Raw genomic sequence first — 26439 nt, 5'->3', positions numbered from 1 at the left:
TTTCACAACGCTCAAGCGCGCACTTTTGCTTTTCGTTCCGACCGAGCCACGTGAGGGGCATCAACGAATGCGGTCAAGGATTAGGATATAATCGGGAAGAGCGAGCGTGAAATCTCTTCGCGGCGATGGCACAACTAAAAACATGTGGAACGGCGCAGAGCAAGGGAAAATATCAGAAGATGGGGCTTATGGCGGCAAAATGCAGCCGATTTGCACCTATTCCGCGCCTCTGCGCCCGCTCACAACACGGTCGCGGCCATCAAGATCGCGAAAGACGGTGACGTTACTTAATCCCGCTTTATCCATCATGTCGCTGACAGCGACGGCTTGCGTCGGACCGATCTCAACCAACAGTCGGCCATTTGGTTCGAGGTGATTCATGCATCCAGACACAATCCGGCGATAGAACGTCAAACCATCCGCTTCGTCTGTGAGTGCCATTCGCGGCTCGTGCTTTTGCACCTCAGGCGCCAGCGTCGCCATCTCGTCAGATGCGATATAAGGCGGGTTTGATACGATCAAATCAAATGGCCCATCAACCGTCTGATACCAGTCCGATTGCACGAAAGTGATGCGATCGGTGACGCCGAGCGCCTCCGCATTCCGGCGCGCAACAGTCAGGGCGGCGTCACTTAGATCAATGCCGACCCCTTTGCTGCCCTCACGCTCTGCTAAGAGCGTCAGAAGGATACATCCAGAACCAGTTCCAAGATCAAGTATTCGTTGGAAGGGGTACGAAAGTGCGGCTTCGATCAGGGTCTCCGTCTCAGGCCGGGGATCGAGCACGTCAGGCCCCACGTCAAAGCGCCGCCCGTAGAACTCACGATAGCCAAGGATATGAGACATCGGTTCTCGGGCCTTGCGCCTTTCAACCAGCGCCTGCGCCCGCTCAAATGCGCCGTCGTCCACCGGATCGTGCAGATGCAATGTCAACCGCCCCAGGTCGATCCCAAGCGACAGTGCAACAAGCAGTCGCGCATCGCGTTTGGGATTAGCAACTCCTGATTGGTCCAATTGCAATACAAGCTTAGCGATCAATTTTTGAACGCTTTGCTCAGACGTCACTCGCCCATTTCCGCAAGTAGGGTCGCTTGAGCATCGGCAATCAACGCGTCAATGGTCTCATCCAGATCACCCTGCATCACTTGGCCCAAGGAATAGAGCGTCAGATTGATCCGGTGATCGGTCATCCGGCCCTGCGGGAAGTTGTAGGTTCGGATACGCTCTGACCGATCCCCCGATCCCACTTGAGCCTTCCGATCCGCGGAGCGTTCATCGTGCGCTTTCTGCCGCTCCAGATCATAGAGCCGTGTCTTGAGAACCTGCATCGCAATCTCGCGATTTCGGTGCTGGGACTTCTCCGAACTTACGACAATGATACCTGTGGGTTCATGCACGATCCGCACAGCGGAATCGGTCGTGTTCACGTGCTGACCACCTGACCCGCTCGCGCGCATTGTATCGATGCGGATGTCGGCTGGATTGATCTCAATATCTACATCTTCAGCTTCGGGCAGAACGGCAACCGTTGCGGCGGAGGTGTGCACGCGGCCACCACTTTCCGTCTCCGGCACGCGCTGCACGCGGTGCACACCGCTCTCAAACTTAAGCCGCGCAAAAACGCCCTCGCCCGCAACCCGTGCGGTGACTTCTTTGATGCCGCCTAGTTCACTCAAGCTTTGCTCAAGAATTTCAAACGACCAGCCTAGGTTTTCGGCGTAGCGCTGATACATGCGTAACAAATCAGCTGCGAAAAGCCCCGCCTCATCGCCACCAGTGCCAGGTCGAATTTCCAGCAGCGCAGGTCGCCCGTCCGCGGCATCCTTCGGCAAGAGCGCTAGTTGCACACCGTGTTCTGACGCTTCCAACTGCTCCCGCAATTCCGGCAACTCAGCCTCTGCCAATTCCTTCATCTCAGGATCGGTGAGCATTTCTTCGGCTTGGGCAATCTGATCAGCGAGGTCTTTATACGCGCTTACGGTTTCCACGACCGGTTTCAGCTCAGCATATTCTTTGGCCAAAGCCGCAATCTCTGCCCCTTCAAGGCCGCTCGACATCTTGGCTTCAATGAACTGAAACCGATCAATCAGTTGCGCGATTTTTTCTTGTGCGATCATGACGAGCGATGTGGCGACTTATGGGGCGACGGTCAAGGGGCCAAGCTGCTCGAGCCAGCCCAAAACCCGTCGCCTGTTTACACCCATACCATAAAGGCCAAACCGCAACCGACTGTCGATCACTAAAAGCGGCGTCTCATTGCCAACCTCACGCGGTTGCAAGAAAGAAACGGTCGCGAAATCTGGGAATCCAAACAGCAAAGAGCGCGTTTCGTAGGTGATCGCATTGGACTCAAGCGTGCCCGCGACCCGCCTCGTGCGGGGTGTCTGCAGAATAACGCGATTGATTGCGCCGCGCATGTCCGTTTCAGAAATCGTCATCGCACGGACGGCAATGAAGCCAGCATCGAAATTATAGTCCCCAATCTCGCGCGGCTCCGCACATTGGTTGTATTTCGGAATATCACTGGGCGATAGCCGGATGTAGATGACCACTGCAAGGACGGCAAAAATCGCAAGCGCAATGACATAATCCAGCATGTATTTGTCCTTTATCGCAACGGCACGCCGGGCAAAATCGACAGCATTTCAAACATCAGATTTGCCCCTGTGAGCGCGGTATTGCCAGATGGATCGTAGGGTGGCGAGACCTCAACAAGGTCACATCCCACAATATTTAGCCCACGCAGCCCACGGATCAGTTCCATTGCTTGAGCTGTTGTCAGGCCGCCAATCTCTGGCGTGCCTGTGCCGGGTGCGAACGCTGGATCCAAACTGTCGATGTCATAGGTGATATAGGTCTTCTGATCCCCGATTTGTTGCCGGATATTTGCCGCCAAAGGCGTCAGCGATTTGTGCCACAGGTCAAGCGCCAGCCATTGCTGAAAGCCCCAACCAGCCGCCTCACGGAAATCATCGGCGGTATAGCCCGTGCCCCGGAGCCCGATTTGAAACACTTTGTCCGCGGTGATCAGCCCGTCCTCATACGCACGACGGAAAACAGTTCCGTGGGTTTCCCGTTCTCCAAACATCTCATCATTCACATCGGCATGGGCATCGACGTGGACCAGGGCGACGGGCCCATGCTTTTCCGCGATTGCCCTGAGCACCGGCAACGTCAGGGAATGATCGCCACCAAGTGTCATCGGCACAAAGTCGTGCTTCAGATGTGCATCAAACGTTTTTTTGATAATGTGTAGAGTGTCACTGAGCGAAAACGTATTGATTGGCACATCCCCAAGGTCGGCACAGTGCAAGGCATCAAATGGCGCAGCCCCCGTCTGAATGTTGTAAGGCCGGATCATTGCGCTTTCTTGGCGCAATTGCTTGGACCCGAAACGGGTGCCAGATCGCCAGCTTGTCCCAATGTCCATCGGCACGCCGATGAACCCAACATCAAGCCCCTCGGCTAACGACGCCTCAGGCAATCGCATGAACGTCTGTGGGCCAGAGAACCGCGCCAGATCGTTCCCGCTGATCGGCATTTCAGGCATCAGGCGGTCCGTTTGTTCCATAGGTTGAGACAGCAGAGTTCCATCGCCACATGTGCGCCCGCAATCGCTGTTGCGCCGGTCGTGTCGTAGGGGGGCGACACCTCCACGCAGTCGCCACCGACCATGTTGATACCAGCCAAGTCGCGCAACATTGCTGCTGCTTGCCAAGAATGAAGCCCGCCCCAAACAGGTGTCCCCGTCCCCGGCGCATAGGCTGGATCAAGCGCGTCGATGTCAAAGGTGATGTAGGTTGGATGATCCCCAACGCGGCGTTTCACCTCCTCCGTAACCCAGCCACAGCCTTTTTCATGCACCGTCCGCGCATCAATGAAGGGCATCCCGAGGTAGTCGTCACATACTGTGCGGATCCCGATCTGGATCGAGCATGACACGTCGATCACGCCAAGCTTCACCGCTTTATACATCATCGTCCCATGATCGATGCGGGACATGTCGTCATCCGGCCAAAGGTCCGAATGCGCATCAAACTGAATGACGGACATCGGTCCGTACTTCTCGGCATAGGCCTTGAGGATCGGCAAGGTGATGAAGTGATCGCCACCCAACGTGATGGCAGAGCAGTTCCGATCCAAAATCCCCTTAATGTGGTCTTGAAGAAGATCAGGCACGCCCGCGACATTGGCATAGTCAAACGCCAAATCGCCGTAATCCGCGATGGCAAACTCAGACAGCGGATCAAACCCGTCCCAGTAAATCGGTGGATCAAATGGCTGAAGGCTGGATGCCTCCCTAATGGCGCGGGGGCCAAAGCGGGTGCCGGGCCTATGCGTCACAGCTTGGTCGAACGGTACACCTGTCACGGCCAGGTCGAAACCGCTCAAATCCTTGGTATACTTGCGCCGAAGGAAGGAGGTCGCACCGCCAAAGGCGTTCTCATAAGCCAACCCACGCGGATCGTCTTCCGCGAATGCCCGATCAACTGCTGTCCGCGCCTTTGCCAACGACATCGCGCACCTCCCCTTTTCTTTCGCATCACTAGACGCGAAGGCCCCAAGCGCGTCAAGCTACCGAGTGATGGGTTGGGCCGTCTCAACAAGGCGGGCAAAGAACGACGCACCTGTCACCGAAACCTCATCATTGAAATCATAGGCCGTGTTATGCAGTCCGGCGCTGTCGCCGTTGCCGACAAAGAGGTAGGAACCGGAGCGCTTTTCAAGGAAGAACGCAAAATCCTCCGCCCCCATTTCGGCTGGTTGATCTGCGATCACGGCGTCTGGGCCAGAAACCTCTCGTGCGACATTTGCGGCAAACTCCGTCTCCGCCGCCGCATTGAACGTCGCGGGATAGCCGACTTCATAGTCCAACACCGCCTTCACGCCAAAGCTCGCAGCTTGGCCGTCGACAATCTCCTGCAACCGCCGCTTCACCATCGCTTGCACGTCCTTGTCAAACGTCCGCACAGTGCCGTTGAGGTAAGCCGTTTGCGGGACAATGTTATCGGCTGAGCCTGTGTGGATTTGCGTGACAGAGATCACCAAGAGTCCCCGTGTGTCATGGTTGCGGCTGACAATGGTTTGGATCGCCTGTGCCGTGCTCACCGCCGCCACGACCGGATCAATGGTTTCGTGCGGATAGGCTCCATGACCGCCGACACCTTCGAAATGGATGTGAATCGTATCGACCGCCGCCATGATTGCCCCTGGAGTGGTGGAGAAATATCCAACCGGCAGGTCCGGCGCATTGTGGAGCGCATAGATTTGGCCAATGTCAAAACGGTCCAACACACCTTCATCCACCATAACACCCGCGCCGCCGTAGTTTTCCTCAGCTGGTTGGAAAATAAGCGCGACGCGCCCCACAAAATTCCGCGTCTCCACCAAATATTTCGCGGTCCCCAGCAGCATCGTTGTGTGCCCATCGTGGCCGCAAGCATGCATGGCACCGTCGATGGTTGAGGCGTGATCGAGTCCCGTTTCCTCCGTCATCGGCAGGGCATCCATATCCGCGCGCAGTCCAATCGTTGGCCCATCACCCTGCCCGTCGATGATCGCGACAACCCCGCTGGTTGCAATCCCTTCGTGGATTTCGGTGATGCCAAATTCCTTGAGGCGCTCCACCACAAAAGCCGCCGTCTGGTGACAGTCAAACCCAATTTCGGGATGCGCGTGGAGGTGTCTGCGCCACGCCTTCATGTCGTCGGCAAATGCGGCAATGCGATTCAAAACTGGCATGGCTTTCCCTCCGACCGGCCCAAGGCTACACATCACATGATAGCAGATGAAAGGCCGATGCAATGGCAGAAGATACACTCATCACCGATCCGAACGGTGGCATGCCGCGCTTGCTGGAAATCATGCGGCGTTTGCGCGATCCAGAAACGGGTTGCCCGTGGGATATTGAGCAGGATTTCGCCTCCATCGCGCCCTACACCATCGAAGAAGCCTATGAGGTTGCAGACGCCATCGCCCGTGATGATTGGGCGGAGCTTGAGGGCGAATTGGGTGATCTTTTGTTGCAGACCGTCTACCACACACAGATGGGGTCGGAGGCTGGGCATTTCACTTTTGAAAGCGTGGTCAAGAACATCGCGGACAAGATGGTCACCCGCCACCCGCATGTCTTTGGCGATGAGAGCCGCGACAAGTCCCCTGAACAGCAAACTGCTGACTGGGAAAAGATCAAAGCGGCTGAACGCGCAGGCAAGGATCAAGGCCGCACGCTTGATGGGGTCGCGATTGGTCTTCCTGCCCTGACACGCGCGGTGAAGCTACAAGAACGCGCCGCGCGGGTCGGGTTTGATTGGCCCGATGTGGCCTTTGTGGTGGATAAGATTGCGGAGGAAGCGGGTGAGCTGACCGAAGCCCGTGACACGCTCAGCCACACTGAGATGACAGAAGAATACGGGGATCTGTTGTTCGTCATGGCCAACCTCGCGCGGCATCTTTCCATTGATCCCGAAGAAGCGCTGCGCGCGGCAAACGCAAAATTCACACGCAGGTTTGAGGCGATAGAAGATGCTTTGGCCGAGCAAGGGAAAACTCCAGCCGACAGCAACCTCGACGAAATGGACGCGCTCTGGGATGCTGAGAAGCTCCGCGAAAAATCGCCCACATAAATCCTGACAAATTTATTTAGGTATTGACCTAACTAATTTAGTCGGGTTTACAGAAGGCATCAGAAACTGGAGCCTAACATGACTTTTCGTACCCTTCTTCTCTCCACCACATTGGCCGCTGTCACAGCGCCCGCACTTGCAGACGTGACGATCTACACGACACGGCAGCCGGATTTGATTCAACCGGTGATGGATGCCTTCACGGCTGAAACCGGAATCGACGTGTCGCTCCAGTTTGTTGATGACGGATTGGTCGAACGCTTGAAGGCCGAAGGCGCCCGCTCACCCGCTGATCTTGTGATGACCGTTGATATCGCCAACCTGCAACGCGTTGTGGACGCCGATGTCCTGCAACCTGTCGACAGTGACGTCCTGAAGAATGCAGTCCCGGCGGACCTTCGCAGCGCGGACGACCTTTGGTTCGCCCTCACCACCCGCGCCCGCATCGTTTATGCCTCCAAAGATCGGGTCGCTGATGGCGAAATCACCACCTATGAAGACCTTGCGTCTGACACATGGAATGGTCGCATTTGCACGCGCTCTGGTGTTCATAACTACACGCTGGCGCTCGTCTCTGCTGTGATCGACCACGTTGGAGAAGACGCGGCCAAAGACTGGGCTGCAGGCGTCAAAGCCAACCTCGCTCGCAGCCCGCAAGGCAATGACCGTGCGCAAGTGAAAGCAATCTGGGCGGGTGAATGCGACATCAGCTTGGGCAACACCTACTACATGGGCAAAATGCTGGCGAATGAGGAGCAGCAGGCATGGGCAGACAGTGTGCGTATCGTGTTCCCATCCTTCGCCGCCGGTGGCACGCATGTGAACGTTTCAGGCATCGCCATGACCCAATCCGCACCGAACAGGGATGAGGCGTTGCAACTGATGGAGTTCCTTGTGACACCGGAATCGCAAGCGATCTATGCGGAAGTGAATTATGAATACCCCGTCCTCGTCGACGCGCCGCTGTCAGAGCTGGTCGCGGGCTGGGGCACATTCACACCTGATGGCGTCGATCTGACCACAATCGCGGGTCACCGCGCCACTGCGCTGCGGATCATGGAAGAGGTCGATTTCGACGGTTAGTCTTTTGAGATTCATAGGGGGCCTTCGGGCCTCCTCTCCTTAGGTGCCCGTGGCTTTTTCTTCGAGCGTAAGCCACTCATCCTCAGCAGCGGCAAGCGCAGTTTGCCGCTCTGTCAAAGCCTCCGTCGCTTTCTGGAATTTGACCGGATTGGCGGAGAAGAATTCGGGGGCAGCCAACAACTCTTCCAGCTTCGCAATTTCGGCTGTGAGGCGGTCCATGACAGATGGCAATTCTTCGAGACGATGCTTTTCAGTGAAGGAAAGCCCTACTTGGGCATTTTCCGACTTTGGTTTCTCTTTAGCAACCTGCGGCTTTGACGGGGCTTTTTCAACCGCGACCTTTGGCCTTTCCCCACGCTGCGCCTGATAATCTGACCAGCCGCCCGCATAGACGACAGTAGAGCCATCCCCTTCCATCGCGACAGTCGTCGTGGCCACGCGATCTAGAAAGTCGCGATCGTGACTGACAAGCAAGACGGTGCCATCATAGTCGCCCAAAATGTCCTGAAGCAGATCGAGCGTCTCAATATCCAAATCGTTCGTCGGCTCGTCGAGCACGAGCAGGTTGCTCTCTCGCGCCATCAACCGCGCTAGCAACAGCCGCGCCTTTTCGCCGCCAGACAGCGATCTGACCGGCGCACGGGCCTGCGCCTCATCAAACAAAAACTCTTTCAGATAGCCGACAACGTGTTTCGTCTTCCCACGGACCATCACCTGATCCGCTTTGCCACTGACACCCATCTCTGGATCGTTAACCAGGTTGTCCCACAGGCTTTCGTCTGGATTCAACTGCGCACGCGCCTGATCGAACACCGTGATCTGCAAGTTTGTGCCGCGTTTGACAGTGCCACTGTCAGGTTCAAGATCACCAAGCAACATCTTGATAATACTTGTTTTCCCGACACCGTTTGGGCCGACAAAGGCAACACGATCCCCGCGCTGCACCTTCAAGTCAAAACCCCGCACGATGCGCTTGTCACCAAAGGTCAGCGAGATGCCGTCCGCCTCAATCACTTTCTTGCCGCTTGCGGGTCCGGCGTCCAAAGACAGAGCCGCCGTGCCTTGCCGTTTGATTTGAGAGGCCCGCTCCGCCCGCAGCTCCTGCAAAGCCCGCACACGGCCCATATTGCGCTTGCGGCGGGCAGAAATCCCTTCAACAGCCCACCGTGCTTCGGCTTTGATCTTGCGGTTAAGCTTATGACGTTGGAGGTCTTCTTCCTCCCACACTTTTTCCCGCCACGGCTCGAACTTATCGAACGCCCCGTCCATCCGCCGCACCACACCACGGTCGATCCAAAGCGTTGCACGGCTCAAAGCCCGCAGGAACGCGCGGTCGTGGGAAATGACGAAAAAGCCCGCACGGGTCTGCTGCAACTCCGCCTCCAGCCATGCAATCGCTTCGATATCAAGATGGTTGGTCGGCTCATCAAGCAACATCAATTTGGGCGCTTCGGCCATCAGTTTTGCCAAGGCGGCGCGGCGCCGCTCCCCGCCAGATGCGGTTGAAACGTCGCCTGCGGGGTCAAATTTCAAGCCTTCCGCCACCATCTCCACACGGTAGGTTTCCGAGGGATCAATGCCGCTCGCCGCATAGTCGCCTAAGGTTGAAAATCCGGCCATCGTCGGATCCTGTTCCATATAACCGACGCTCACGCCAGGTGCCGCGATCACAGTGCCGGCATCTGCCTCCACCAGCCCCGCCATCACTTTCATCAGCGTCGACTTGCCGGAACCATTGCGACCAACCAGTGCCACGCGGTCGCCCGGCTGGATGGCCAAAGATAGGTCATCAAAAACAGGATCCCCGCCAAACGTGAGGGAAATATCACTGAGTTGGAGTAGTGGAGTGCGCGCCATTCGCGTCTGCTACGCAAGACGCAGCAGCGGCGCAAGCGTCTAAATCAAACCATCGCGCGCAGAGCACGCGCCCGAGCTTCTGGATAGCGGCGATCTCGAGCGCTGTTAACACGTGAAGGGTGTTCAAATTACGGTCCACCACCGCATGATCGCTGACCCAACCACCCAAGCTGAGATATGTGCGGAGCAAGGGCGGCAGTTGCGCAATGGCGCGTTTCTTGTCGAAGGGGTGGCCCTTGGGAAGATCAAAGGTTTCCGCACTTCGTTTGCGCGGGATTAACGCATCCGGGGCCCGATAGTTTTCAGCCAAGAAAGCAAAGGCATCTTGGTAGCACGCTGGATCAACGCCCTCAAAACTGGAACATCCAAACATGAGCACAACACTCTTTCGATCCACAATCTGCGCCAATGCACCCCAGCACGCCCGCAATGCCTCAAATCGAAAAGTGACATCTGCTACACAAAGCCAGCCAATTTCTAGCATGGGAGATTGGAGATAAAAAATGATTATAAATCATATTGTTGGACAGAATATCTCGTCTTCATCTCTGCCCCTAACGCAAACAGCAAAGTCCAAGCAGTCGCAACAAGATCGCCATCGCGGCGCACCATTATGTGACAACACAAAGGGGCAAACTCATCCGCGTCCACCCCCGCACAGCCAAAGAAATGCTGATGCCGTAGCTCTTGGCACCCCTTCGCATCCGCTGGCGTCGCAGCAAATGTTACAACGAACCGACCAATTGAAAACGCAATTGTCATCAATGCACCCTTGGAGCCGGCCTTTTTCTACCTAGATTACGGGTCATCGTAACGGAAGGACGAAGCAAATGGACAAAGTTGTCAAATCTGATGCTGAATGGCGCGCTCAATTGTCTGACCTCGCATATAAGGTGCTTCGGAAACACGGCACCGAACGGGCTGGCACCAATGACAACTTCCCTAAAGATCCCGGAACCTTCCGCTGCGCGGGCTGTGATGCTCCGCTGTTTGATCAGAACACCAAGTTTGAAAGCGGCACCGGCTGGCCTTCGTTCTACCAGCCGCTTGATCCAGACATGGTTGGTGAGAAAACCGATCGCAGTTTCTTCATGACCCGGACGGAAGTGCACTGCAACCGTTGCGAAGGTCACCTTGGTCACGTCTTCCCAGACGGTCCCGCGCCAACGGGCTTACGGTACTGCATCAACGGCGCAGCTTTGAAATTCGAGAGCGAAGACTAGCGGCCATTAGGAGGCCGCTTCCTCAGGATCATAAGGTATGTCCTTGGCACAGATGTCGTTCATCTATTGATTGACCTCCGCCTGCCAAGGACCAAGCATTTCCAGCACAAGCGCCACGTAGGCCTCGTTTTCGTCGGGCGGAATATTCGGGTCGTGGACATCCGTGACGGCCAGCATCGCCTTGCGGTCCATCTTCACAAATTTATCCGCCATTTCTTGCGCGTGATCCTTCTGAATGCCCATCGCCTCAAAAGCCGATCGCCCCATGCGGATGGAACTATCGAAGGTTTCTCGAACAATATCGCGCGACCCTGCGGCCCATAGTTCATAGACATGATCGCGGTCGATGGCGCGGACGAGGATGTGTACATGAGATTAGTTTTGGTGAATATAGCGCGTCAATTCGGTGATTTGGTCTTTGTTATCGATCGATATGTTGAACAGCTTGGCGTCCTTAATCCCCGCTGGGTGAAGCAAGTCCGGACGCACCGCGTCCCCAAAATAATTGTGAAAGCCAAACGTGCGCAGATTCTCCGGATGTTTTGAGCTGTAATCGATGAGCGTCGCCTCGAACCCCGCCGCTTTCAGCATCCGGTTGATCAGCCCGCCAACAAATCCGCTGCCGGCGATGATAACATGGTTCTTAACATCAATCTCATCCGGATTCCTATCGGACACCTCCGTGTATCATGGGGCGATCACGCGTTCATAGTGGATAAAGAGCGTTGGCGTCCGCAGCATCGACAACGCGACCACCAGCGACGAAGATCCGCAGTCGTTGACGGAATGAGCGAATTGGCAACGGTGAAGGACAGCAAGACAAAGCCAGATTCACCCGCTTGCGCCAAGCCAAGGGTCAAAAACCAGCGGTCTGTGCCGCGCAAGCCGAAGATCGTGCCGAGGACGTAAAGAACCGCGCCCTTCACGACCATCAACCCAATGGTCAGCCCTAGGATCAGCATCAGGTTTTCCGACAGCAGCGCAAAGTTGATCCCCGTGCCAATGGTCGTGAAGAAAAGCCCCGGCAGCAGACCTTTAAACGGATCGATGTCGGACTCCAACACGTGGCGATATTCACTGTTGGCGAACACTACCCCCGCGAGGAATGTCCCAAACGCGGCGGAGAGGCCGACTAGCGACATCAGAAGCGCAATACCCACAACCATCATCAAGGCCGTCGCCGTGAAAAGTTCACGCAAATTGGCGACAGAGACAAAGCGGAAGACCGGACGTGTTAGATAGCTCCCGCCGAGGACAACAGCCGCGACCGCGCCAATAGTCACAAGGGCGGTCTGCCAGCCGTTCAGCCCATCTACAAGGCTCATACTGCTGCCGGGCCCATCATCATGTTGGTCATCATCCGCGTGGCTTTCATCGCCGTGAGCGGCGTCAGACGCATGCAACTCTATCCCGCCGTGGGCGTCAGCAGCGGCAGCGACATCTATCAAGTCCGGCATCGCCAAAAGTGGGATCAGCGCGAGCATTGGGATGACGGCAAGGTCTTGGAAAAGAAAAACGGAAAAGCCCGACTACCTACCATCACTCTTCATCAAGCCCTTCTCGTTCAAGGTCTGAAGAACAATGGCCGTCGACGATAGCGCCAGCACAAGACTAATCGCCAAAGCGATGGTCCAAGGCTGTCCAAAGGCCATCGCGATCCCCGTGATAAGCACTGTGGTGATCCCCACCTGCCCACCACCAAGCCCAAAAAGCTTGGCGCGCATTTGCCACAGCAACTACGGTTCCAACTCAAGCCCGACGAGGAACAGCATCATGACAACGCCAAACTCCGCAAAATGCTTGATGGCGATGACATCCACGCCCAAAACCGCAAGGTCCGGGCTGATAACAATGCCCGCGATCAATTAGCCAAGAACCGATCCAAGTCCCAGCCGCGATGAGATGGAAATAGCAACCACATCTGCAAAAAGAAACACAAATGCCAATGCCAGATAGTCAATCATGGTCTGCCCCCGCAATCCAAATTTTGGACAAAATAGGATGAATTGTACAAATTGATCGGTGGCATTCGCGCCTTGCGCGGTGCAGGCCCCTCACCTATATTTGGCATGTCCTCCGGGACTATGAACATAAACGCGCTCATAATAAGCGGATCGGACCCGGGGGCGGTACCCGGCGGCTCCACCAAACATCCTTCATTTGGGGATCATGGGGCCGAAATAGGATCGACGAACGTCTAAAGGGGTTAGCTTTGTTTCGGTGAGATACCACCGTTATCGGTTCAAAATGTATAGTTGCAAATGACAACCATGCTCCAGTTGCAGTAGCTGCTTAAGCAGTTCCTAAGACTGAAACCTTAACTCCTACGGTTTTGCGACCATAGGCGGGGTCCGCAGGTACCTGGCAACAGAAACCTGCATTTCGAACATCACGTTATTCGGCTAAGCCCCAAAACTGAACGCAGGCTACGCTTGGTTTAACGGAAAGTAACCGAAGTGACGCGGTAGACATCAACTCCGTTTTGCACAATCGCGCTGACGTCACGGAAGACTGCGCGCATGTCAAAGACACAGGAATCAGTACCATCATCAAAATCGATGTTCACGGACTCGCCATTCGACAGAATCGTTGAGCCAAGAATATCTTCTTCCCATGAATTCGTCGAAATACGTGACCCGTAGAATTCCCAGATGGTGGCACCGGTTTGGTCTACGATAACCACATTCCTGTTCAGTGAGCTAGAGACGTTGGTGACCTGTTCATCACCGCACGCCGCAAGGGAAACTGCTGCAACTGCCAAACCCACCAGAGTCTTAAAATGAAACGACACAATGTACCTTCCTACTCATGGTGATAACGCCCAAGATTGAGCATATTCGCTAACTGCAAGCCCCCGATCACAGTTTTGTCATTACAGCTTTTGGTAAGTTTTACGGGAAACCAGCAATGATACTTGCAGAAACACGTAAGATTTGCCCAAGTGCTCAGATGCTGCGCTCTGCTCTCTGTTCGGCTTTGTTCTTGCTAGGGGCCCAATCAGTCTCCGCCTGTGACACAGCCCTTATCCTGACAATCGACGTTTCCAACTCTGTTGATCCAGGCGAATGGCGGTTGCAGCGAGATGGTCTTGCCAATGTCCTGCGTGATCCTGAAATCGTCGCAACGATGGTCGAGTCTCAGGCGGCCATGATGATGATCCAATGGTCGGACGAGGACAAGCAAGAGGTCTCCATCCCGTGGACCCATGTCAATACGGAATTGGATGCCGTGCTGTTTGCGCAACGGGCGCTGGGGCTGGAACGTGCATTTGTTCTGTCAGACACAGCTCCGGCAGAGGCGATCTATTTCTCGCTCGAGCAATTCGCAGATGTTCCTGACTGCCTGCGCAAAGTCATCGACATCTCTGGCAATGGCACGCCGAATGCGGGCGCTGACACGGCGGCCGCACGAAACACGGCAGAACGCCAAGGCGTCACCATCAACGGCATTGCGATTGAATCGATGGGCATTGCGATCACGAATTTCTACCAGCGGACGGTCATCACACGCGACGGGTTTGTGCTGACGGCGCGGCGACATATCGACTACCCGCGCGCCATTCGACAAAAGATCCTGCGCGAACTCAGCCGTCTGCTTGGCTAGTACCTGTCCCCCACAAGCGACATTTCCGAACGCCCCTTTCAACCTCCATCGAATCCTCTATGGTGGACGTATCGAGAGTTGAGGGCCGCCATGACACGCCACATCGATTACGGAAATCTGATGCACCGAGCGATGCGCAGCCTTATTCAGAATGTACTCACAGATGTGCAAAAAGATGGCCTTCCCGGTGAACACCATTTCTTTGTGACCTTCGATACAATGCATCCAGACGTGGAACTGGCTGATTGGCTTTCGGACCGGTACCCCGATGAAATGACCATCGTCATTCAGCATTGGTTTGAGAACTTGAACGTGACCGACGAAGGCTTTGCCATCACGCTCAACTTTGGCGAAAATCCTGAGCTAATGTATATACCCTACGACGCGATCAAGACATTCGTGGATCCGTCTGTTGAATTTGGCTTGCGGCTGGAAACTGAACCCTCTGACGACGATGAAGACGCCGAGGAAGAAGCCGCGCAAGAAGCGCCGATGGAGGAGATGGCGGAAGACGACGTACCTCAGCAACAACAGGCTGATGTCGTCTCCCTGGACCAATTCCGCAAATAGCGCCATTGCGCATTTCTGGCCTGCTGGCTAATCAGAACGTAAATTCTGATGAGGGAGAGCCAGATGACCAAAACCCGCACCGAAACCGACAGCTTTGGCCCACTTGAGGTCCCCGCAGACCGGTATTGGGGCGCGCAAACGCAGCGCTCTCTCCAAAATTTTCCGATTGGCTGGGAAAAACAGCCGGTCGCCATTGTCCATGCGCTTGGCGTCATCAAACAGGCCTGCGCGATGGCCAACAAAGATCGTGACAAACTGGACGCAACCAAAGCCGACGCAATGATCGAAGCGGCATCTGAAGTCGTAGCTGGAAAGCTCGACGATCATTTCCCGCTCGTGGTTTGGCAAACAGGCTCCGGCACGCAATCCAACATGAACGCGAATGAGGTGATCTCTAATCGCGCGATCGAAATCCTCGGGGGTGAGATCGGCTCAAAAGATCCAGTGCATCCCAACGATCACTGCAATATGGGGCAATCGTCTAACGACACCTTCCCCACTGCCATGCACATCGCCGTGGCCACGACAGCCCATGACGTGCTCTTGCCCGGCCTGGAAAAGCTGCATGAGGCGTTGAAGGCAAAACAGGCAGAGTTCGAGCACATCATCAAAATCGGACGCACGCACACGATGGACGCCACCCCCCTGACGCTTGGGCAAGAGTTCAGCGGCTATGTCCATCAGGTCGCTATGGGCATCCGCCGGATCAAAGCCGCCCTGCCCGCGATCTACGAGTTAGCACAAGGCGGCACAGCGGTGGGAACAGGTCTCAACACGCCGAAAGGCTGGGCCGAAACCGTCGCAAAGAATATGGCGGACATCACGGGTCTGCCTTTTGTCACAGCTCCAAACAAATTTGAAGCTCTGGCCGCCCATGACGCGCTTGTTGAAATGTCGGGTGCCCTGAAAACCGTTGCTGCCAGCCTCTACAAAATCGCTTGCGATATCCGCTTCCTCGGCTCCGGTCCACGCTGCGGCTTGGGTGAGTTGATGCTGCCGGAGAATGAGCCTGGGTCTTCGATCATGCCCGGCAAGGTAAACCCGACACAGGTTGAGGCCATCACGCAGGTCTGCGCACATGTGATGGGCAATGATGCCGCCGTGGGCTTTGCCGGATCGCAAGGTCACTTCGAACTGAACGTAATGAAGCCGATGATGGCGTACAACGTGCTGCAATCCATGCAACTGATCGGTGACGCGGCGAGCGCCTTTACTAACAACTGCGTTGTGGGCATCAAAGCCGATGAAGGTCGGATCGATCAACTGATGCGCGAAAGCCTGATGCTAGTGACATCCCTCGCCCCAACCATTGGCTACGACAACGCCACAACAGTCGCCAAAACCGCACACAAAAATCGGACAACGCTGAAGGAAGAAGCCATTAAGCTGGGCTTTGTCGATGAAGAAACCTTTGACCGGGTGGTCCGTCCTGAGGATATGATCGGCCCGAAATGAAGCCGATCAATCTGAACAAAGTGCGCAAAGCCAAAGCACGGGCTGAAGAAAAGGCCCGCGCGGTTCAGAACTCGATCAAGTTTGGGCGCACGAAGGCAGAGCGCATGCTGGATGCCGCACGCAATGAGCAGGCTAGCAAACGCCTATCAGAACTGAAGTTCGAAGATGACTAGCGGTCGCCCTGTTAAGCGGTCGCTGACGCTCAAGGGCCACCGCACAAGCGTGTCCTTAGAAGATATCTTCTGGTCCGAATTCAAAGGCATTGCTCAAGCAAACGGACAAACCATAAATGGCTTAGCGGCTGAAATTGATGCAAACCGTGGGGACATTGGCCTCGCCTCAGCGATCCGCGTTTTTGTCTTGGAAACGTTGACGCACAAATAAAAAGGCGGCCCTCCCCAGAAGGCCGCCTCATACCTGCGGAGTAGCGACTACTCGCAGGCGCAAAGAGCGCCACGGATCCTGGTCAGGGACTGACTTTCCAGACGTTCAAATTCTCTTAGTCTCCGTTCAGAGAGTCTCGCTGCAACCTTTGGATCAATGGCATTGCACCGATGCGCCGGACGATTGCTCGGCACGCCACCCTCACGGATCAAATCGGCAAGCACCGACACGCCCAGATGTGCGCTGGAGGAATGGCCGGCAACCAAAACCTCATCCACAACCGACCGAAAAGCCTCTCCAATCGTCTCCTTAAACTCCGCCATCCGCGCTTCCAAAGTGGGCAGGTTGGCCCACTTCCAGCGTGCCGAATAAGCATAATCGTGCATCAGGTAATAGGCGTAGAATTTGCTATCTTTTCCGTGGAACCACGGTAAGGCATAGACGCCAACGGCCAAAATGATCGGCCAGTTCACAAACCACGGGAACACGACGGGCCAGCCAAAGTAATCGGCAGGAAGGTTAATGCCCCACTCCAGCACACGGGAAAATAGCGCGCCCAAAAGAAGCGCCAAAAGCAACTGACCCAGGAGCATACCAACGGGATAGAGCGCCGCGATGACGGGGCCCTTCCGCAGCCACACCAGACGGCGCAATGCGCCGCTGGCTATATAGGTCCAAGAGGTCCGCAAAAGCTGCCAGTAGGTCGCAGGGATCGAGTTTGACATGCTGTCGCGCACGATGTCGAACAACACCAGCACCTCAATGTCCGCAACTGTCGTCGCGCCATCAATCTTTGCCGCCGCCCGCCAGCCATACCGCTCAACCCCTCCTTGGCTGCAATCCCAATCTCCTACCCGCTGATCTTGACCTGCTTCACACTTTCTTTGCGATAAAGCTCCCTAAAGCGACGGGGGTGAATCGGGTCGTAGCAGAGTACATAGAACACCCGACGTCATCTGACGCTCGCACTGGTTTGAGCCTGTGACAGAGCCTACTCAGCCTTTTGCTTGGCCAATATATACACAGAAAATTCGACGGAAATAAGCCTCTAGCCCAGCACAGCAAGGGCTGGGAATTGTTCGACCAGCCAATAACTGAGCGCGGTGAAATGGCCGGTGACCATCAAGAGACCCACAGTCAGTAGCAAAAGCCCCGAAATCCGCCCTATCACTTTCATATGCCGGCGCATCCACGCCATCGCCCCCTTGAGCCGTGGAAAGAATACCGCGACTAGCAAGAACGGGATGCCTAGACCGACAGCGTAGAAGGCCAAAAGAGTTGTTCCACGCGCCACGTCGCCCTCCGACGCGGCCAGCCCCAGGATTGCACCCAAGATTGGCCCGATACACGGCGTCCAACCGAAGGCGAAGGCGAGGCCAAGGATATAAGCCCCAAAGGCTGACCCGCCGCGATCCCCCACATCGACACGTGCCTCTTGCTGTAAAAACCCGATGCGAAAGATGCCAAGAAAATGCGTCCCGAAGATCATCACAACCACGCCGGCGATATAGATGAACCATTCTTGGTACTGGAGGAACGCGCGACCAAATACAGACGCAGCCATTCCTAAGAAAATAAAGACAGTCGAAAGGCCCAAAACAAAGAAGAGCGCTGCGACGATCACCCGACGCCGTGCTGCAACATCCGCATCCATGTCTGTGACGGACACCCCGCCCATATAGGCCAGATAAGGCGGCACAATGGGCAATACACAGGGGCTAAGAAACGATAAAAGACCAGCCACGATCGCGATGGCGATTGCGGGCAGCAGCGTCGCATCCAAGAGTGTGACTGCATCAAGCATGGCGTCTCCTTGATTTGCAGATAAGACAACTCCGCAAGCGCGTCACCCTACCTTTCGTCACACTTGTGTTTACAAGCTGTAACATGCGGCATAATCCCCTCACATGGCGAAATACGAACTTGATGCGATCGGGCTGCTCTGCCCCCTGCCAGTGCTCAAAGCACGCAAGCGACTAAAGTCTTTGGAGGCGGGCGATATCCTCGTGGTAATGGCTAATGATCCTGCGGCCATTGTCGACGTCCCGCATTTCTGCGCTGAAGCAGGACACGATCTGTTGGGCATGGCCGACGAAAATGGTGTCCAAACCTACGAAATCAAAAAGCGATGAGCGCATGGGCGAGGTGTTGCCGCTTAGCCACCTCTTCTGGCGCTCTCTAAAATCTGATTTTGGACCAAAACACCATGATTTATTGTGTCTTCAAAGATTATTTATGTAGAGGCTGAGTCGGCGTAAATTTGCGACCCAGCTTAAAAGGATGAACGATGTTGAAGACAAATAGACGGAAATTTATTGGCGGCACCGCCGTACTTTTTTCTGGCCCGATCTCCCAACCACTGTGGGCGCTGGATGAAATGGGTGGCCTTGATATGTTGGCCGTTGAAGCCTCTATTACGGAGCCGGAGCCCACAGAACTCGAAGCCACCGTTGAAGCCGTGCAGGAACAGCCACCCGCGCGGCGTCCAGTGTCTGATCCACGCAACTGGGATCGCTGGGATGCGCAGGTGACGCCCGCAAACTATGATGCCGCCACATCAAACCCTTGGGGCCTGCATCCGCGCTTCCTGCCTGTTCGGGTCGAAGCGAATGCCGGTTTGACCCCTGGCGATATCCATGTCGATGCGGTGGCGCGGTATCTCTACCACATTCAGACCGATGGGACTGCGATGCGTTACGGCGTCGCGATTGCCAAGGGCAACCTCTACGAACCGGGTGTTTATAACATCCGTCGCAAAACAAAATGGCCGACATGGCGTCCAACGGATGAAATGATTGAACGCGAGCCAAATAAGTTCAAAGAGTTCGAGAACGGCATGGATGGCGGCCCACGCAATCCGTTGGGGTCGCGTGCGCTCTATCTCTATGTTGGGAACCGCGACACCTATTTGCGCATCCACGGCACACCTAGCCCGCGCTCAATTGGCGGGCGGGCAAGTTCTGGCTGCGTGAGAATGGTGATGGCCCATATCAACCAGCTCTACGACAACGTTGCAACTGGTTCGACAGCGCACCTGTATCCAGCTTAGTTTATACAAATCAGGAAGTTGCAGGCGCTTCTTGAACCAGCACACAGATCGGACGACCGCGCGTGTTCCGCAAAGGCAGCATAGTTGTCTCAACTGGACCACGGTGCCGGTACCAATAACAATTGTCCTCTGGCATCAGACGCACAAAGCTCAGGTCCTGATTGGGCGCGACGATCGCTGCGACTTCTTTGGGAAGGTTTGATGGCCCGTTTGTCGTCGGGGTCTCCACCTCACAAGCTGCCAACAGCAGCACAGCAGTGCTTACCTGTCCAATGTGTTTTGAAAACGTCCACACGTTCATAACCAGTCCCCGAATCCAATAGCGGCTTAGCGGACTATCGCTTGCCACGCCAAAGTTTCAAAGTGAAGTAACATGCAAAGGCTTCGGCATGTTGTGCCAGCGCATCATACGAAAGCGCCGCCCCGTGGGACGGCGCTTTATTTGAGAGTTACCGGCCGAGTGACCACCAGCCCTTTTTCTTGGGCTTGTCAGGCTCATTGACCGCCTCTTCCGTGACTACCTCCGCGACGGGTTCCGCCGCTTCTGCCTTTGGCTTTGCGCGGCTGGCCCGTTTACGCTTGGGCTTTTCCTCAGCCTCGGCTGGAGCTTCCTCAGCAGGCGCGTCCTCTTTCGGCGCAGTCTTCTTGCGGGTCCGCTTCGCCTTTGGCTTTTCTTCGGTTTCCGGCTGAGCCTCGGCCTCTGCCACAGGGTCCGCTGGCGCCTCATCCTCGGCCTTCTTCCGCGTCCCGCGCCGCGTCTTGGGCTTTTCGTCCTCAGCGGCGGGCGCGTCCTCAACCTTTTCGGGCTTAGCCTCAGTCTGAGCCTCCTCCGCATCGGCTTTCTTGCGGCTGCTGCGGCGTTTGGGCTTTGTGTCCTCTTCAGCGGCCTCAGCAGGCTTTTCTTCCACCTCAGCAGCCTCTGGCTGATCTTCAGGCTGCGCGTCCGTCGCAGCCTCTTGCCGTTGTCCTTCACCGTTGCCACCACCCCGACGGCGGCGACGACGACGACGGCGGCGCTTTGGCTTATCCTCGTCCGTTTGCGGTTCCTCATCGGGGACAGCAGCTTCGAGATCGATGCCCTCTTCAATCAAAGTGTCGGCAGACACAACGACCGTTGCTTCAGGCACCGCCCGCGTTGCCGTCTTGAACTTCTCAATCGCAAAATCGGGGGAGACCAAGGCAGGTTCACACTCGATCCGCACAGACATTCCATAGCGACCTTCAATATCCGCAATATGCTCCCGCTTCCCGTTCATCAGGAAGTTCGCAATTGACACTGGTGCTTTGATCAGCACCTCTTTGCTACGACCCCGAACGCCTTCTTCTTCCAAAGACCGCAGGATCGACAAAGCCACGTTGTCATCAGAGCGCAACAGCCCCGTGCCGTGACAGTGCGAGCACATCTGCGTTGTGGCTTCCAACATGCCTGGGCGCAGGCGCTGACGGCTCATTTCCATTAGACCAAAGCCGGAGATGCGACCCACCTGAATCCGCGCGCGGTCCGTATTCAACCGATCCTTAAAGCGCTTCTCAACAGCCGTGTTGTTGCGGCGTTCATCCATGTCGATGAAGTCGATAACTATCAGACCCGCCAGGTCACGCAGCCGCAACTGACGCGCAACCTCATCCGCCGCTTCAAGGTTGGTCTTGAGCGCGGTTTGCTCAATCGAACCTTCCTTTGTCGCACGGCCTGAGTTCACGTCGATCGCGACCAGTGCCTCCGTAATCCCTATCACGATGTAACCACCGGACGGCAATTGAACCGTCGGATTGAACATCCCGTTCAGATAGCCCTCAACCTGATACCGCGCATAGAGCGGCAGTTGTTCGGCATAGTGCTTCACGTTCTTGGCGTGGGACGGCATGATCATTTTCATGAAATCTTTGGCCGTCTTGAAACCTTCGTCACCGGCAACGATGACTTCCTCGATCTCCTTGGAATAAAGATCGCGGATCGAGCGTTTGATCAGGTCGCCTTCTTCGTAAATTCGTGCGGGTGCGATGGATTTCAGCGTCAGCTCCCGAATCTGCTCCCACATCCGTTGAAGGTATTCATAGTCGCGCTTGATCTCCGTCTTCGTCCGCTGAGACCCTGCTGTCCGAATGATCAGGCCAGCCCCATCCGGCACCTCCATCCCATTCGCGATCTCTTTCAACTTCTTACGGTCGGACGCATTGGTGATCTTGCGGCTGATCCCGCCACCGCGTGCAGTGTTTGGCATCAAAACACAGTAACGACCCGCAAGGCTTAGGTATGTCGTCAGCGCAGCGCCTTTGTTGCCACGTTCTTCTTTCACGACCTGCACCAAAAGGATTTGGCGCACGTTGATGACTTCGTGGATCTTGTAGCGCTTCAGACGTGGCTTACGGACGGGGCGCACTTCCTCAGTATCGTCCTCTTTCACGCTTTCGATGCGGTCGTCTTTGGAGGTCGCATCCGCCTTTGGAGCATCCTCATCGTCATCACTGGCGTCCGCAATCGGCTCACAATCTTCTGCGGCTTCATCAGCCAGATCGATGGTTTCCATCCCTGCGATGTCGCCAGATGTTTCTTCTTCCGGCGTCTCGACAGGCGTTTCCGCCGCTTCACCTTCGGCAGCGTCGCCAGCTGGCGCTTCCTCAGCGTCAGCAGTTACAATAGCATCATCAGTTGCAGCTTCCGCCGCTGCGGTCTTTGACCGGCGACGGCGGCGCTTTGGCTTTGGTTTGGCTTCTTCCTCTTCCTCAGCCGCTTTCAGGCTTTCGGCATAGGCCTTTTCCTCGGCGATCAACGCCTCGCGGTCGGCCACTGGAATTTGGTAATAGTCTGGGTGGATTTCAGAGAAAGCCAAGAACCCATGCCGGTTCCCGCCGTAATCTACAAAAGCAGCCTGCAACGACGGTTCAACCCGCGTCACTTTGGCTAGATAGATGTTCCCAGCAAGCTGTCGCTTGAACTGGCTCTCGAAATCAAACTCCTCGACTTTGTTCCCGTCTACTACGACGACGCGGGTTTCCTCCGCATGCGTCGCATCGATTAACATTTTCTTTGGCATTGTATCCGTTCACACGACATGACCGCCTGACCCCCGGAGGAGCGTTTGATAGGTGGTGATGTCTGATTAAGGCGATAGACGCGCATGCGGCGGTGCGGCCCCTTGGGGGTCCTGCTACTCTGCCTATGGTTCGCGCGCTCAACATCGCGTTTCTTCTCCGGCACCCTCTGGGGAGGGGACCCGTTCATGGCCCAGTTCTTGCGAAAATAAACAGGCAAGACCCAGGGCGTTCCACTGACCCTTTTGGGGCCAAATTAGCTGTGTTGGCTCTTCGAGGTCATTGCCACGTGTCCAAAACAGAGAATCTCATCGGGGCCATCGCGATCCATCACGCGACATGCCCGTTCCCCCTACATAAGGGAGGTCACATAGAATTTACAATCGGAAAGTACCGCAAATTGCCTGTGCAAAGCGAAACTCCAGACAATTCAAAGGGTTCCCATTTGGTCAGCCGTCCAGATAACCAGCCCGCTGCAATCCATACTTCGCCATCTTCTCGTTCAAGGTCCGGCGCGGCAGGCACAATTCGTCCATGACGGAAACAATCGAGCCCTTGTGACGGCGCATGGTGTTGTCGATGAGCATGCGTTCGAAGGCTTCTACAAACTCTTTGAGCGGTTTACCCTCAGTCGTGATGGCAGGCTTCGTTTCTTCAGTATCGGCTATCAAAAGCGACGCGATAGAGCCCGTACCCCGACGGTTCTGCAATACCGCTCGTTCGGCTACATTGATCAGCTGACGCACATTGCCGGGCCACGGCGCTTGCAAAAGCTGGGCGGCTTCTTGTGCGGACACTTCCGGCGCATCACAGCCATATTCGTCCGCAAATTGCTCACTCAGCCGCGTGAAGAGCGTCAGGATGTCTTCACCGCGCTGGCGCAAGGGCGGCACTGTGATCTTGAGCGCCGCTAGGCGATAGAAGAGGTCTGGACGCAACACATCCTCACAAGTCTTGTCCTGCTCTTGCAGGTTACAGATCGCCACGATGCGCGTCTCTGCTGGTGATCCTTGATCGTTGATCGCGGTCAAAAGCCGCGCTTGCAGCTTGTCGCTCAACGCTTCAATGTCTTCCAGCACTAATGTCTCACCACGCGCCTCTTCCAAAGCGGGTTGCGGCTCGCCCTCTTCTACCGGACCGAATAGACGGCGACCGAGGGTTTCCTCCTCAAAGGCTGAACAACTGACCAGCGTGAATTGCTTAGACGCGCGCGCTCCCACTGCATGCAGCGCATGGGCAACAAGCGTTTTACCTGTGCCCGTCTCGCCATCGATCAATACATGTCCATCTGCCTGACCGAGATCAAGAATATCCTCCTTCAACCGCTCCATCGGCGGCGACTGCCCGATCAGCTTCTTGATCAGCGCACTGCCATCCGATAACTCCTTGCGCAGCGCACGGTTGTCCAGCGTCAGACGCCGAGCGATTGTGGCCTTCTTGGCAAGCTCCGTCATGCGGTCGGGGTTGAACGGCTTCTCAAGGAAGTCAAAAGCGCCTACACGCATTGCCTCAACCGCCATCGGCACATCGCCATGACCAGTGATCATGATCACCGGAAGTTGGCTATCAACGCCCTTCAGGCGCTTCAGAAACTGCATCCCGTCCATGCCGGGCATCTTGATGTCGCTGACCACAATTCCGGGGAAGTCATTGCCGACGCCCTTCAGCGCGTCTTCGGCCGAGGCGAACGTCTCCGTCTCGAAGCCAGACAGTGATAACCACTGGCTGATCGACTGACGCATATCGCGTTCATCATCCACAATCGCAATTTTCATAGCCTTGCCCATCTCTCGGCTCCTATTCTGCTGCTGCGGTTTCGACAGCCATCGCTGGCAGACGCACCTCAAAAACCGCGCCACCCGCTGCCCCATTGCGTGCGGTCAAGCGCCCCCCCAAGTCGTTGACGATACCGGAGGAGATGGCAAGCCCAAGGCCAACCCCATCACCGGGCTGCTTTGTGGTGTAAAACGGCTCAAACAACTCATCCAAATCCTCAATACCTTCCCCGTTGTCACGCACGGTGAGCGTCACCGTGTCCCCAACGGACAAGAGAACCTCAATCGCGGGTTCGTCCGATGATTTGGTTGCATCAAGAGCGTTCCGCAAGAGGTTGATAATGACCTGTTCCAACCGCAACCGGTCCCCTAAAATTATCGCTGGTGTTTCAGGCATGTTGAGCGTGATATCAACGTTTCGCACCTTCAACTGCGGCTCCATCATTCCAAGCGCTGCTGATACCGCATCCCTCGTATCGACAGGCTCAAACGCCTCTGAGCCCTTCCGCGCATAGGACTTCAACTGCCGTGTGATCGCGCCCATCCTTTCAATCAAATCATCGATCCGCTGGAAGGACGACAAAGCCTCCTCCGACCGCTTCCGCGTCAGCAAAAGGCGCGCTCCCGCAAGATAGGTTTTCATCGCGGCAAGTGGCTGATTGAGTTCATGACTGACCGCCGCTGACATCTCACCAAGCGCGGCCAATTTCGATGACTGCGCAATCGTCTGTTCAGCCACTTCGAGGTTCTTTTCCGCCTTTTCCCGCTCGGCAATTTCCCGCTGGAGGCGCTGGTTCAGTTGGCGCAAATCTGCTGATTCCCGTTGAAACAGCAGCACACGCGACGCTGACTTCCGCGAGGCGACCCAAAAGACAAAGGCGAGGAGCACGGCAAATCCCATAATCTCCAACGCCAGAATCGTATTCACGCGGTCCCGAACAGACGAATAGGCCGTGAAACTGGCCATGCGCCAGCCTTGGAATGGGACGCGCACATCCCGTCGGAGCACAGCTTGACCGCCCAAATAGGCATCAGCCGGACGACCACCCCACCCTTGTGTGAGACGCCATGCGCGTTCAAGCGCGTTGGGCACCGACTGCGCGGCAAAAGCGTCTTCCTCCACCAGACCCCGCCAACGTGGTTCCGAGGCCATAATGATGGTGCCTTCACTGTCAGTGACGAACACCGCATCAGACACCCCAGACCAATTCCGTTCCAATTTGGAAATATCAACTTGAACGGCGATGACACCCAGTGTGTCACCTCCCGACACCATTTTGCGGGCATAGACGAAGGTGAAGCCGCCACCCTCCACCGGTGAGGTTGTAAATGTTGTGGTGTTTGAGCGGATCGCTTCGACAAAATAGGGCACCTGCCGATTGTTTTCGCCCAATCGGTTTCTATCAGTTGCCGCAACCGTACGCCCGTCCTCATCCATCAAGATCAAAGAGGCCGCACCAATTTCATCGACAAACGATAAAAGGCGCGCGGTTGAGAGGGAGTAGTTTTTGCTTTCCAGAGCAGAAATCAATTCGGGGTCACGCGAAAGTAACTGCGGCACGATGGAGTTTCGCTGAAGCTCAGCCATCAAACTGGCGACATAGAACGTCAGACGCACTTCGGCTCGGTTGCGGGTGCTTTCGGTAAACCGCTCCGTCAAAAGCCGGTTTGAGCCGGATATAACGAGGATCGCAATTGCAATGATCGCCAGAACCACGACACGCAAACGCCAACCGCTAAAGCGTCCAGAAATTGTTGGTTTGGAAGCACCGTCCATAGTG

The 26439-nt window shown here is 55.8% G+C and carries 31 protein-coding genes and 1 other RNA gene; 11 read left to right on the top strand and 21 right to left on the bottom strand.

Features of this window, described 5'->3' with window-relative positions; genetic code table 11:
- Positions 1–216 precede the first annotated feature (216 nt).
- From prmC to ACTF5F_RS07125, 6 genes are read right to left on the bottom strand one after another with little or no spacing between them, the layout of a single operon-like run.
- Complete coding sequence (gene prmC, locus ACTF5F_RS07150) at positions 217–1038, bottom strand: peptide chain release factor N(5)-glutamine methyltransferase (RefSeq protein ID WP_438956187.1); 822 nt, start codon at positions 1036–1038, stop codon at positions 217–219.
- 23 nt (positions 1039–1061) lie between these two features.
- On the bottom strand, positions 1062–2117 hold the full coding sequence (gene prfA / locus ACTF5F_RS07145) for a peptide chain release factor 1 (protein WP_438956186.1): 1056 nt from the start codon (positions 2115–2117) through the stop codon (positions 1062–1064).
- Positions 2118–2135: 18 nt separating this feature from the next.
- Positions 2136–2597, bottom strand: coding sequence for a DUF1499 domain-containing protein (locus ACTF5F_RS07140; RefSeq protein WP_438956185.1), 462 nt, complete (start codon positions 2595–2597; stop codon positions 2136–2138).
- Positions 2598–2608: 11 nt separating this feature from the next.
- On the bottom strand, positions 2609–3550 hold the full coding sequence (speB, locus tag ACTF5F_RS07135) for an agmatinase (RefSeq protein ID WP_438956184.1): 942 nt from the start codon (positions 3548–3550) through the stop codon (positions 2609–2611).
- A complete protein-coding gene (speB, locus tag ACTF5F_RS07130) occupies positions 3550–4518 on the bottom strand; it encodes an agmatinase (RefSeq protein ID WP_438956183.1) in 969 nt (322 codons plus the stop codon). Before speB (ACTF5F_RS07130) ends, speB (ACTF5F_RS07135) begins: the two co-directional genes overlap by 1 nt.
- 57 nt (positions 4519–4575) lie before the next feature.
- Entirely contained in the window at positions 4576–5742 is a 1167-nt protein-coding gene (locus ACTF5F_RS07125) for a M20 aminoacylase family protein (RefSeq protein WP_438956182.1), read from the bottom strand.
- 62 nt (positions 5743–5804) lie between these two features.
- Here ACTF5F_RS07125 and mazG point away from each other — a divergent pair, with 62 nt between their 5' ends.
- Both mazG and ACTF5F_RS07115 read left to right on the top strand, forming a co-directional pair.
- Positions 5805–6626, top strand: coding sequence for a nucleoside triphosphate pyrophosphohydrolase (gene mazG / locus ACTF5F_RS07120; RefSeq protein WP_438956181.1), 822 nt, complete (start codon positions 5805–5807; stop codon positions 6624–6626).
- Positions 6627–6704: 78 nt separating this feature from the next.
- Positions 6705–7709, top strand: a complete 1005-nt coding sequence (locus tag ACTF5F_RS07115) for an extracellular solute-binding protein (protein ID WP_438956180.1) — start codon at positions 6705–6707, stop codon at positions 7707–7709.
- Between the two features lie 39 nt (positions 7710–7748).
- Here ACTF5F_RS07115 and ACTF5F_RS07110 read toward each other — a convergent pair whose 3' ends face one another.
- The 3 genes from ACTF5F_RS07110 to ACTF5F_RS07100 form a co-directional block, all read right to left on the bottom strand.
- Positions 7749–9566 (bottom strand): ABC-F family ATP-binding cassette domain-containing protein, encoded by a 1818-nt coding sequence (locus tag ACTF5F_RS07110; protein ID WP_438956179.1) that lies wholly within the window; start codon positions 9564–9566, stop codon positions 7749–7751.
- Positions 9535–9939, bottom strand: a complete 405-nt coding sequence (locus ACTF5F_RS07105; protein ID WP_438956178.1) for a hypothetical protein — start codon at positions 9937–9939, stop codon at positions 9535–9537. The genes ACTF5F_RS07110 and ACTF5F_RS07105 overlap by 32 nt, the downstream gene beginning before the upstream one ends.
- 134 nt (positions 9940–10073) lie before the next feature.
- Positions 10074–10328, bottom strand: a complete 255-nt coding sequence (locus tag ACTF5F_RS07100; RefSeq protein WP_438956177.1) for a hypothetical protein — start codon at positions 10326–10328, stop codon at positions 10074–10076.
- 68 nt (positions 10329–10396) lie between these two features.
- On the opposite strand from ACTF5F_RS07100, the gene msrB reads away from it, so the two are divergent.
- On the top strand, positions 10397–10789 hold the full coding sequence (gene msrB, locus ACTF5F_RS07095) for a peptide-methionine (R)-S-oxide reductase MsrB (RefSeq protein WP_438956176.1): 393 nt from the start codon (positions 10397–10399) through the stop codon (positions 10787–10789).
- A 63-nt stretch (positions 10790–10852) separates the two neighbouring features.
- Here the strand turns inward: msrB and ACTF5F_RS07090 are convergent, their stop codons facing one another.
- The 5 genes from ACTF5F_RS07090 to ACTF5F_RS07070 form a co-directional block, all read right to left on the bottom strand.
- Complete coding sequence (locus tag ACTF5F_RS07090) at positions 10853–11056, bottom strand: hypothetical protein (protein ID WP_438956175.1); 204 nt, start codon at positions 11054–11056, stop codon at positions 10853–10855.
- Between the two features lie 108 nt (positions 11057–11164).
- A complete protein-coding gene (locus ACTF5F_RS07085) occupies positions 11165–11467 on the bottom strand; it encodes an NAD-binding protein (RefSeq protein ID WP_438956174.1) in 303 nt (100 codons plus the stop codon).
- A gap of 20 nt (positions 11468–11487) precedes the next feature.
- Positions 11488–12273, bottom strand: coding sequence for a cation:proton antiporter domain-containing protein (locus ACTF5F_RS07080; RefSeq protein ID WP_438956173.1), 786 nt, complete (start codon positions 12271–12273; stop codon positions 11488–11490).
- Between the two features lie 45 nt (positions 12274–12318).
- Positions 12319–12525 carry a cation:proton antiporter domain-containing protein gene (locus tag ACTF5F_RS07075; RefSeq protein ID WP_438956172.1) on the bottom strand — a complete coding sequence of 69 codons (207 nt, stop codon included), beginning with the start codon at positions 12523–12525 and terminating at the stop codon, positions 12319–12321.
- Entirely contained in the window at positions 12526–12654 is a 129-nt protein-coding gene (locus ACTF5F_RS07070; RefSeq protein ID WP_438956171.1) for a hypothetical protein, read from the bottom strand.
- Positions 12655–12821: 167 nt separating this feature from the next.
- Between ACTF5F_RS07070 and ssrA the strand changes: the two genes are divergently transcribed.
- Positions 12822–13171, top strand: a transfer-messenger RNA (tmRNA) gene (ssrA, locus tag ACTF5F_RS07065).
- 55 nt (positions 13172–13226) lie between these two features.
- Here the strand turns inward: ssrA and ACTF5F_RS07060 are convergent.
- Positions 13227–13580, bottom strand: coding sequence for a hypothetical protein (locus ACTF5F_RS07060; RefSeq protein ID WP_438956170.1), 354 nt, complete (start codon positions 13578–13580; stop codon positions 13227–13229).
- Positions 13581–13696: 116 nt separating this feature from the next.
- Here ACTF5F_RS07060 and ACTF5F_RS07055 point away from each other — a divergent pair, with 116 nt between their 5' ends.
- From ACTF5F_RS07055 to ACTF5F_RS07035, 5 genes are all read left to right on the top strand, one after another.
- The gene (locus tag ACTF5F_RS07055; protein ID WP_438956169.1) at positions 13697–14392 is read left to right on the top strand and encodes a DUF1194 domain-containing protein; all 696 of its coding nucleotides are present in this window, start codon (positions 13697–13699) and stop codon (positions 14390–14392) included.
- A 90-nt stretch (positions 14393–14482) separates the two neighbouring features.
- Positions 14483–14962, top strand: a complete 480-nt coding sequence (locus ACTF5F_RS07050) for an SspB family protein (RefSeq protein WP_438956168.1) — start codon at positions 14483–14485, stop codon at positions 14960–14962.
- A 63-nt stretch (positions 14963–15025) separates the two neighbouring features.
- Complete coding sequence (fumC, locus tag ACTF5F_RS07045; RefSeq protein ID WP_438956167.1) at positions 15026–16417, top strand: class II fumarate hydratase; 1392 nt, start codon at positions 15026–15028, stop codon at positions 16415–16417.
- The gene (locus tag ACTF5F_RS07040; protein ID WP_438956166.1) at positions 16414–16590 is read left to right on the top strand and encodes a DUF4169 family protein; all 177 of its coding nucleotides are present in this window, start codon (positions 16414–16416) and stop codon (positions 16588–16590) included. Before fumC ends, ACTF5F_RS07040 begins: the two co-directional genes overlap by 4 nt.
- The gene (locus ACTF5F_RS07035; protein ID WP_438956165.1) at positions 16583–16801 is read left to right on the top strand and encodes a ribbon-helix-helix domain-containing protein; all 219 of its coding nucleotides are present in this window, start codon (positions 16583–16585) and stop codon (positions 16799–16801) included. Before ACTF5F_RS07040 ends, ACTF5F_RS07035 begins: the two co-directional genes overlap by 8 nt.
- Positions 16802–16848: 47 nt before the next feature.
- On the opposite strand, the gene ACTF5F_RS07030 is transcribed toward ACTF5F_RS07035, so the two are convergent.
- Both ACTF5F_RS07030 and ACTF5F_RS07025 read right to left on the bottom strand, forming a co-directional pair.
- Positions 16849–17553, bottom strand: coding sequence for a hypothetical protein (locus tag ACTF5F_RS07030; RefSeq protein ID WP_438956164.1), 705 nt, complete (start codon positions 17551–17553; stop codon positions 16849–16851).
- Between the two features lie 296 nt (positions 17554–17849).
- Entirely contained in the window at positions 17850–18605 is a 756-nt protein-coding gene (locus ACTF5F_RS07025; RefSeq protein ID WP_438956163.1) for a cytochrome c biogenesis CcdA family protein, read from the bottom strand.
- A 103-nt stretch (positions 18606–18708) separates the two neighbouring features.
- Between ACTF5F_RS07025 and ACTF5F_RS07020 the strand changes: the two genes are divergently transcribed.
- Together ACTF5F_RS07020 and ACTF5F_RS07015 are read left to right on the top strand one after the other, a co-directional pair.
- Positions 18709–18933, top strand: coding sequence for a sulfurtransferase TusA family protein (locus ACTF5F_RS07020; protein WP_438956162.1), 225 nt, complete (start codon positions 18709–18711; stop codon positions 18931–18933).
- 155 nt (positions 18934–19088) lie between these two features.
- Positions 19089–19850 (top strand): L,D-transpeptidase, encoded by a 762-nt coding sequence (locus ACTF5F_RS07015; protein WP_438956161.1) that lies wholly within the window; start codon positions 19089–19091, stop codon positions 19848–19850.
- Between the two features lie 10 nt (positions 19851–19860).
- Here the strand turns inward: ACTF5F_RS07015 and ACTF5F_RS07010 are convergent, their stop codons facing one another.
- The 4 genes from ACTF5F_RS07010 to ACTF5F_RS06995 all read right to left on the bottom strand — a co-directional run bounded on the left by ACTF5F_RS07010 (position 19861) and on the right by ACTF5F_RS06995 (position 26435).
- Entirely contained in the window at positions 19861–20151 is a 291-nt protein-coding gene (locus tag ACTF5F_RS07010) for a hypothetical protein (RefSeq protein ID WP_438956160.1), read from the bottom strand.
- Positions 20152–20299: 148 nt separating this feature from the next.
- Entirely contained in the window at positions 20300–22885 is a 2586-nt protein-coding gene (locus tag ACTF5F_RS07005) for an Rne/Rng family ribonuclease (protein WP_438956159.1), read from the bottom strand.
- Positions 22886–23332: 447 nt separating this feature from the next.
- Complete coding sequence (locus ACTF5F_RS07000) at positions 23333–24670, bottom strand: sigma-54-dependent transcriptional regulator (RefSeq protein ID WP_438956158.1); 1338 nt, start codon at positions 24668–24670, stop codon at positions 23333–23335.
- 10 nt (positions 24671–24680) lie between these two features.
- Entirely contained in the window at positions 24681–26435 is a 1755-nt protein-coding gene (locus tag ACTF5F_RS06995) for a sensor histidine kinase (RefSeq protein WP_438956157.1), read from the bottom strand.
- Positions 26436–26439: the final 4 nt, after the last annotated feature.

Source organism: Cognatiyoonia sp., from assembly GCF_965661665.1.
Classification (GTDB): domain Bacteria; phylum Pseudomonadota; class Alphaproteobacteria; order Rhodobacterales; family Rhodobacteraceae; genus Cognatiyoonia.
The sequence above is the reverse complement of the archived record's forward strand: the minus strand, read 5'-3'. Positions and strand labels throughout refer to the sequence as shown.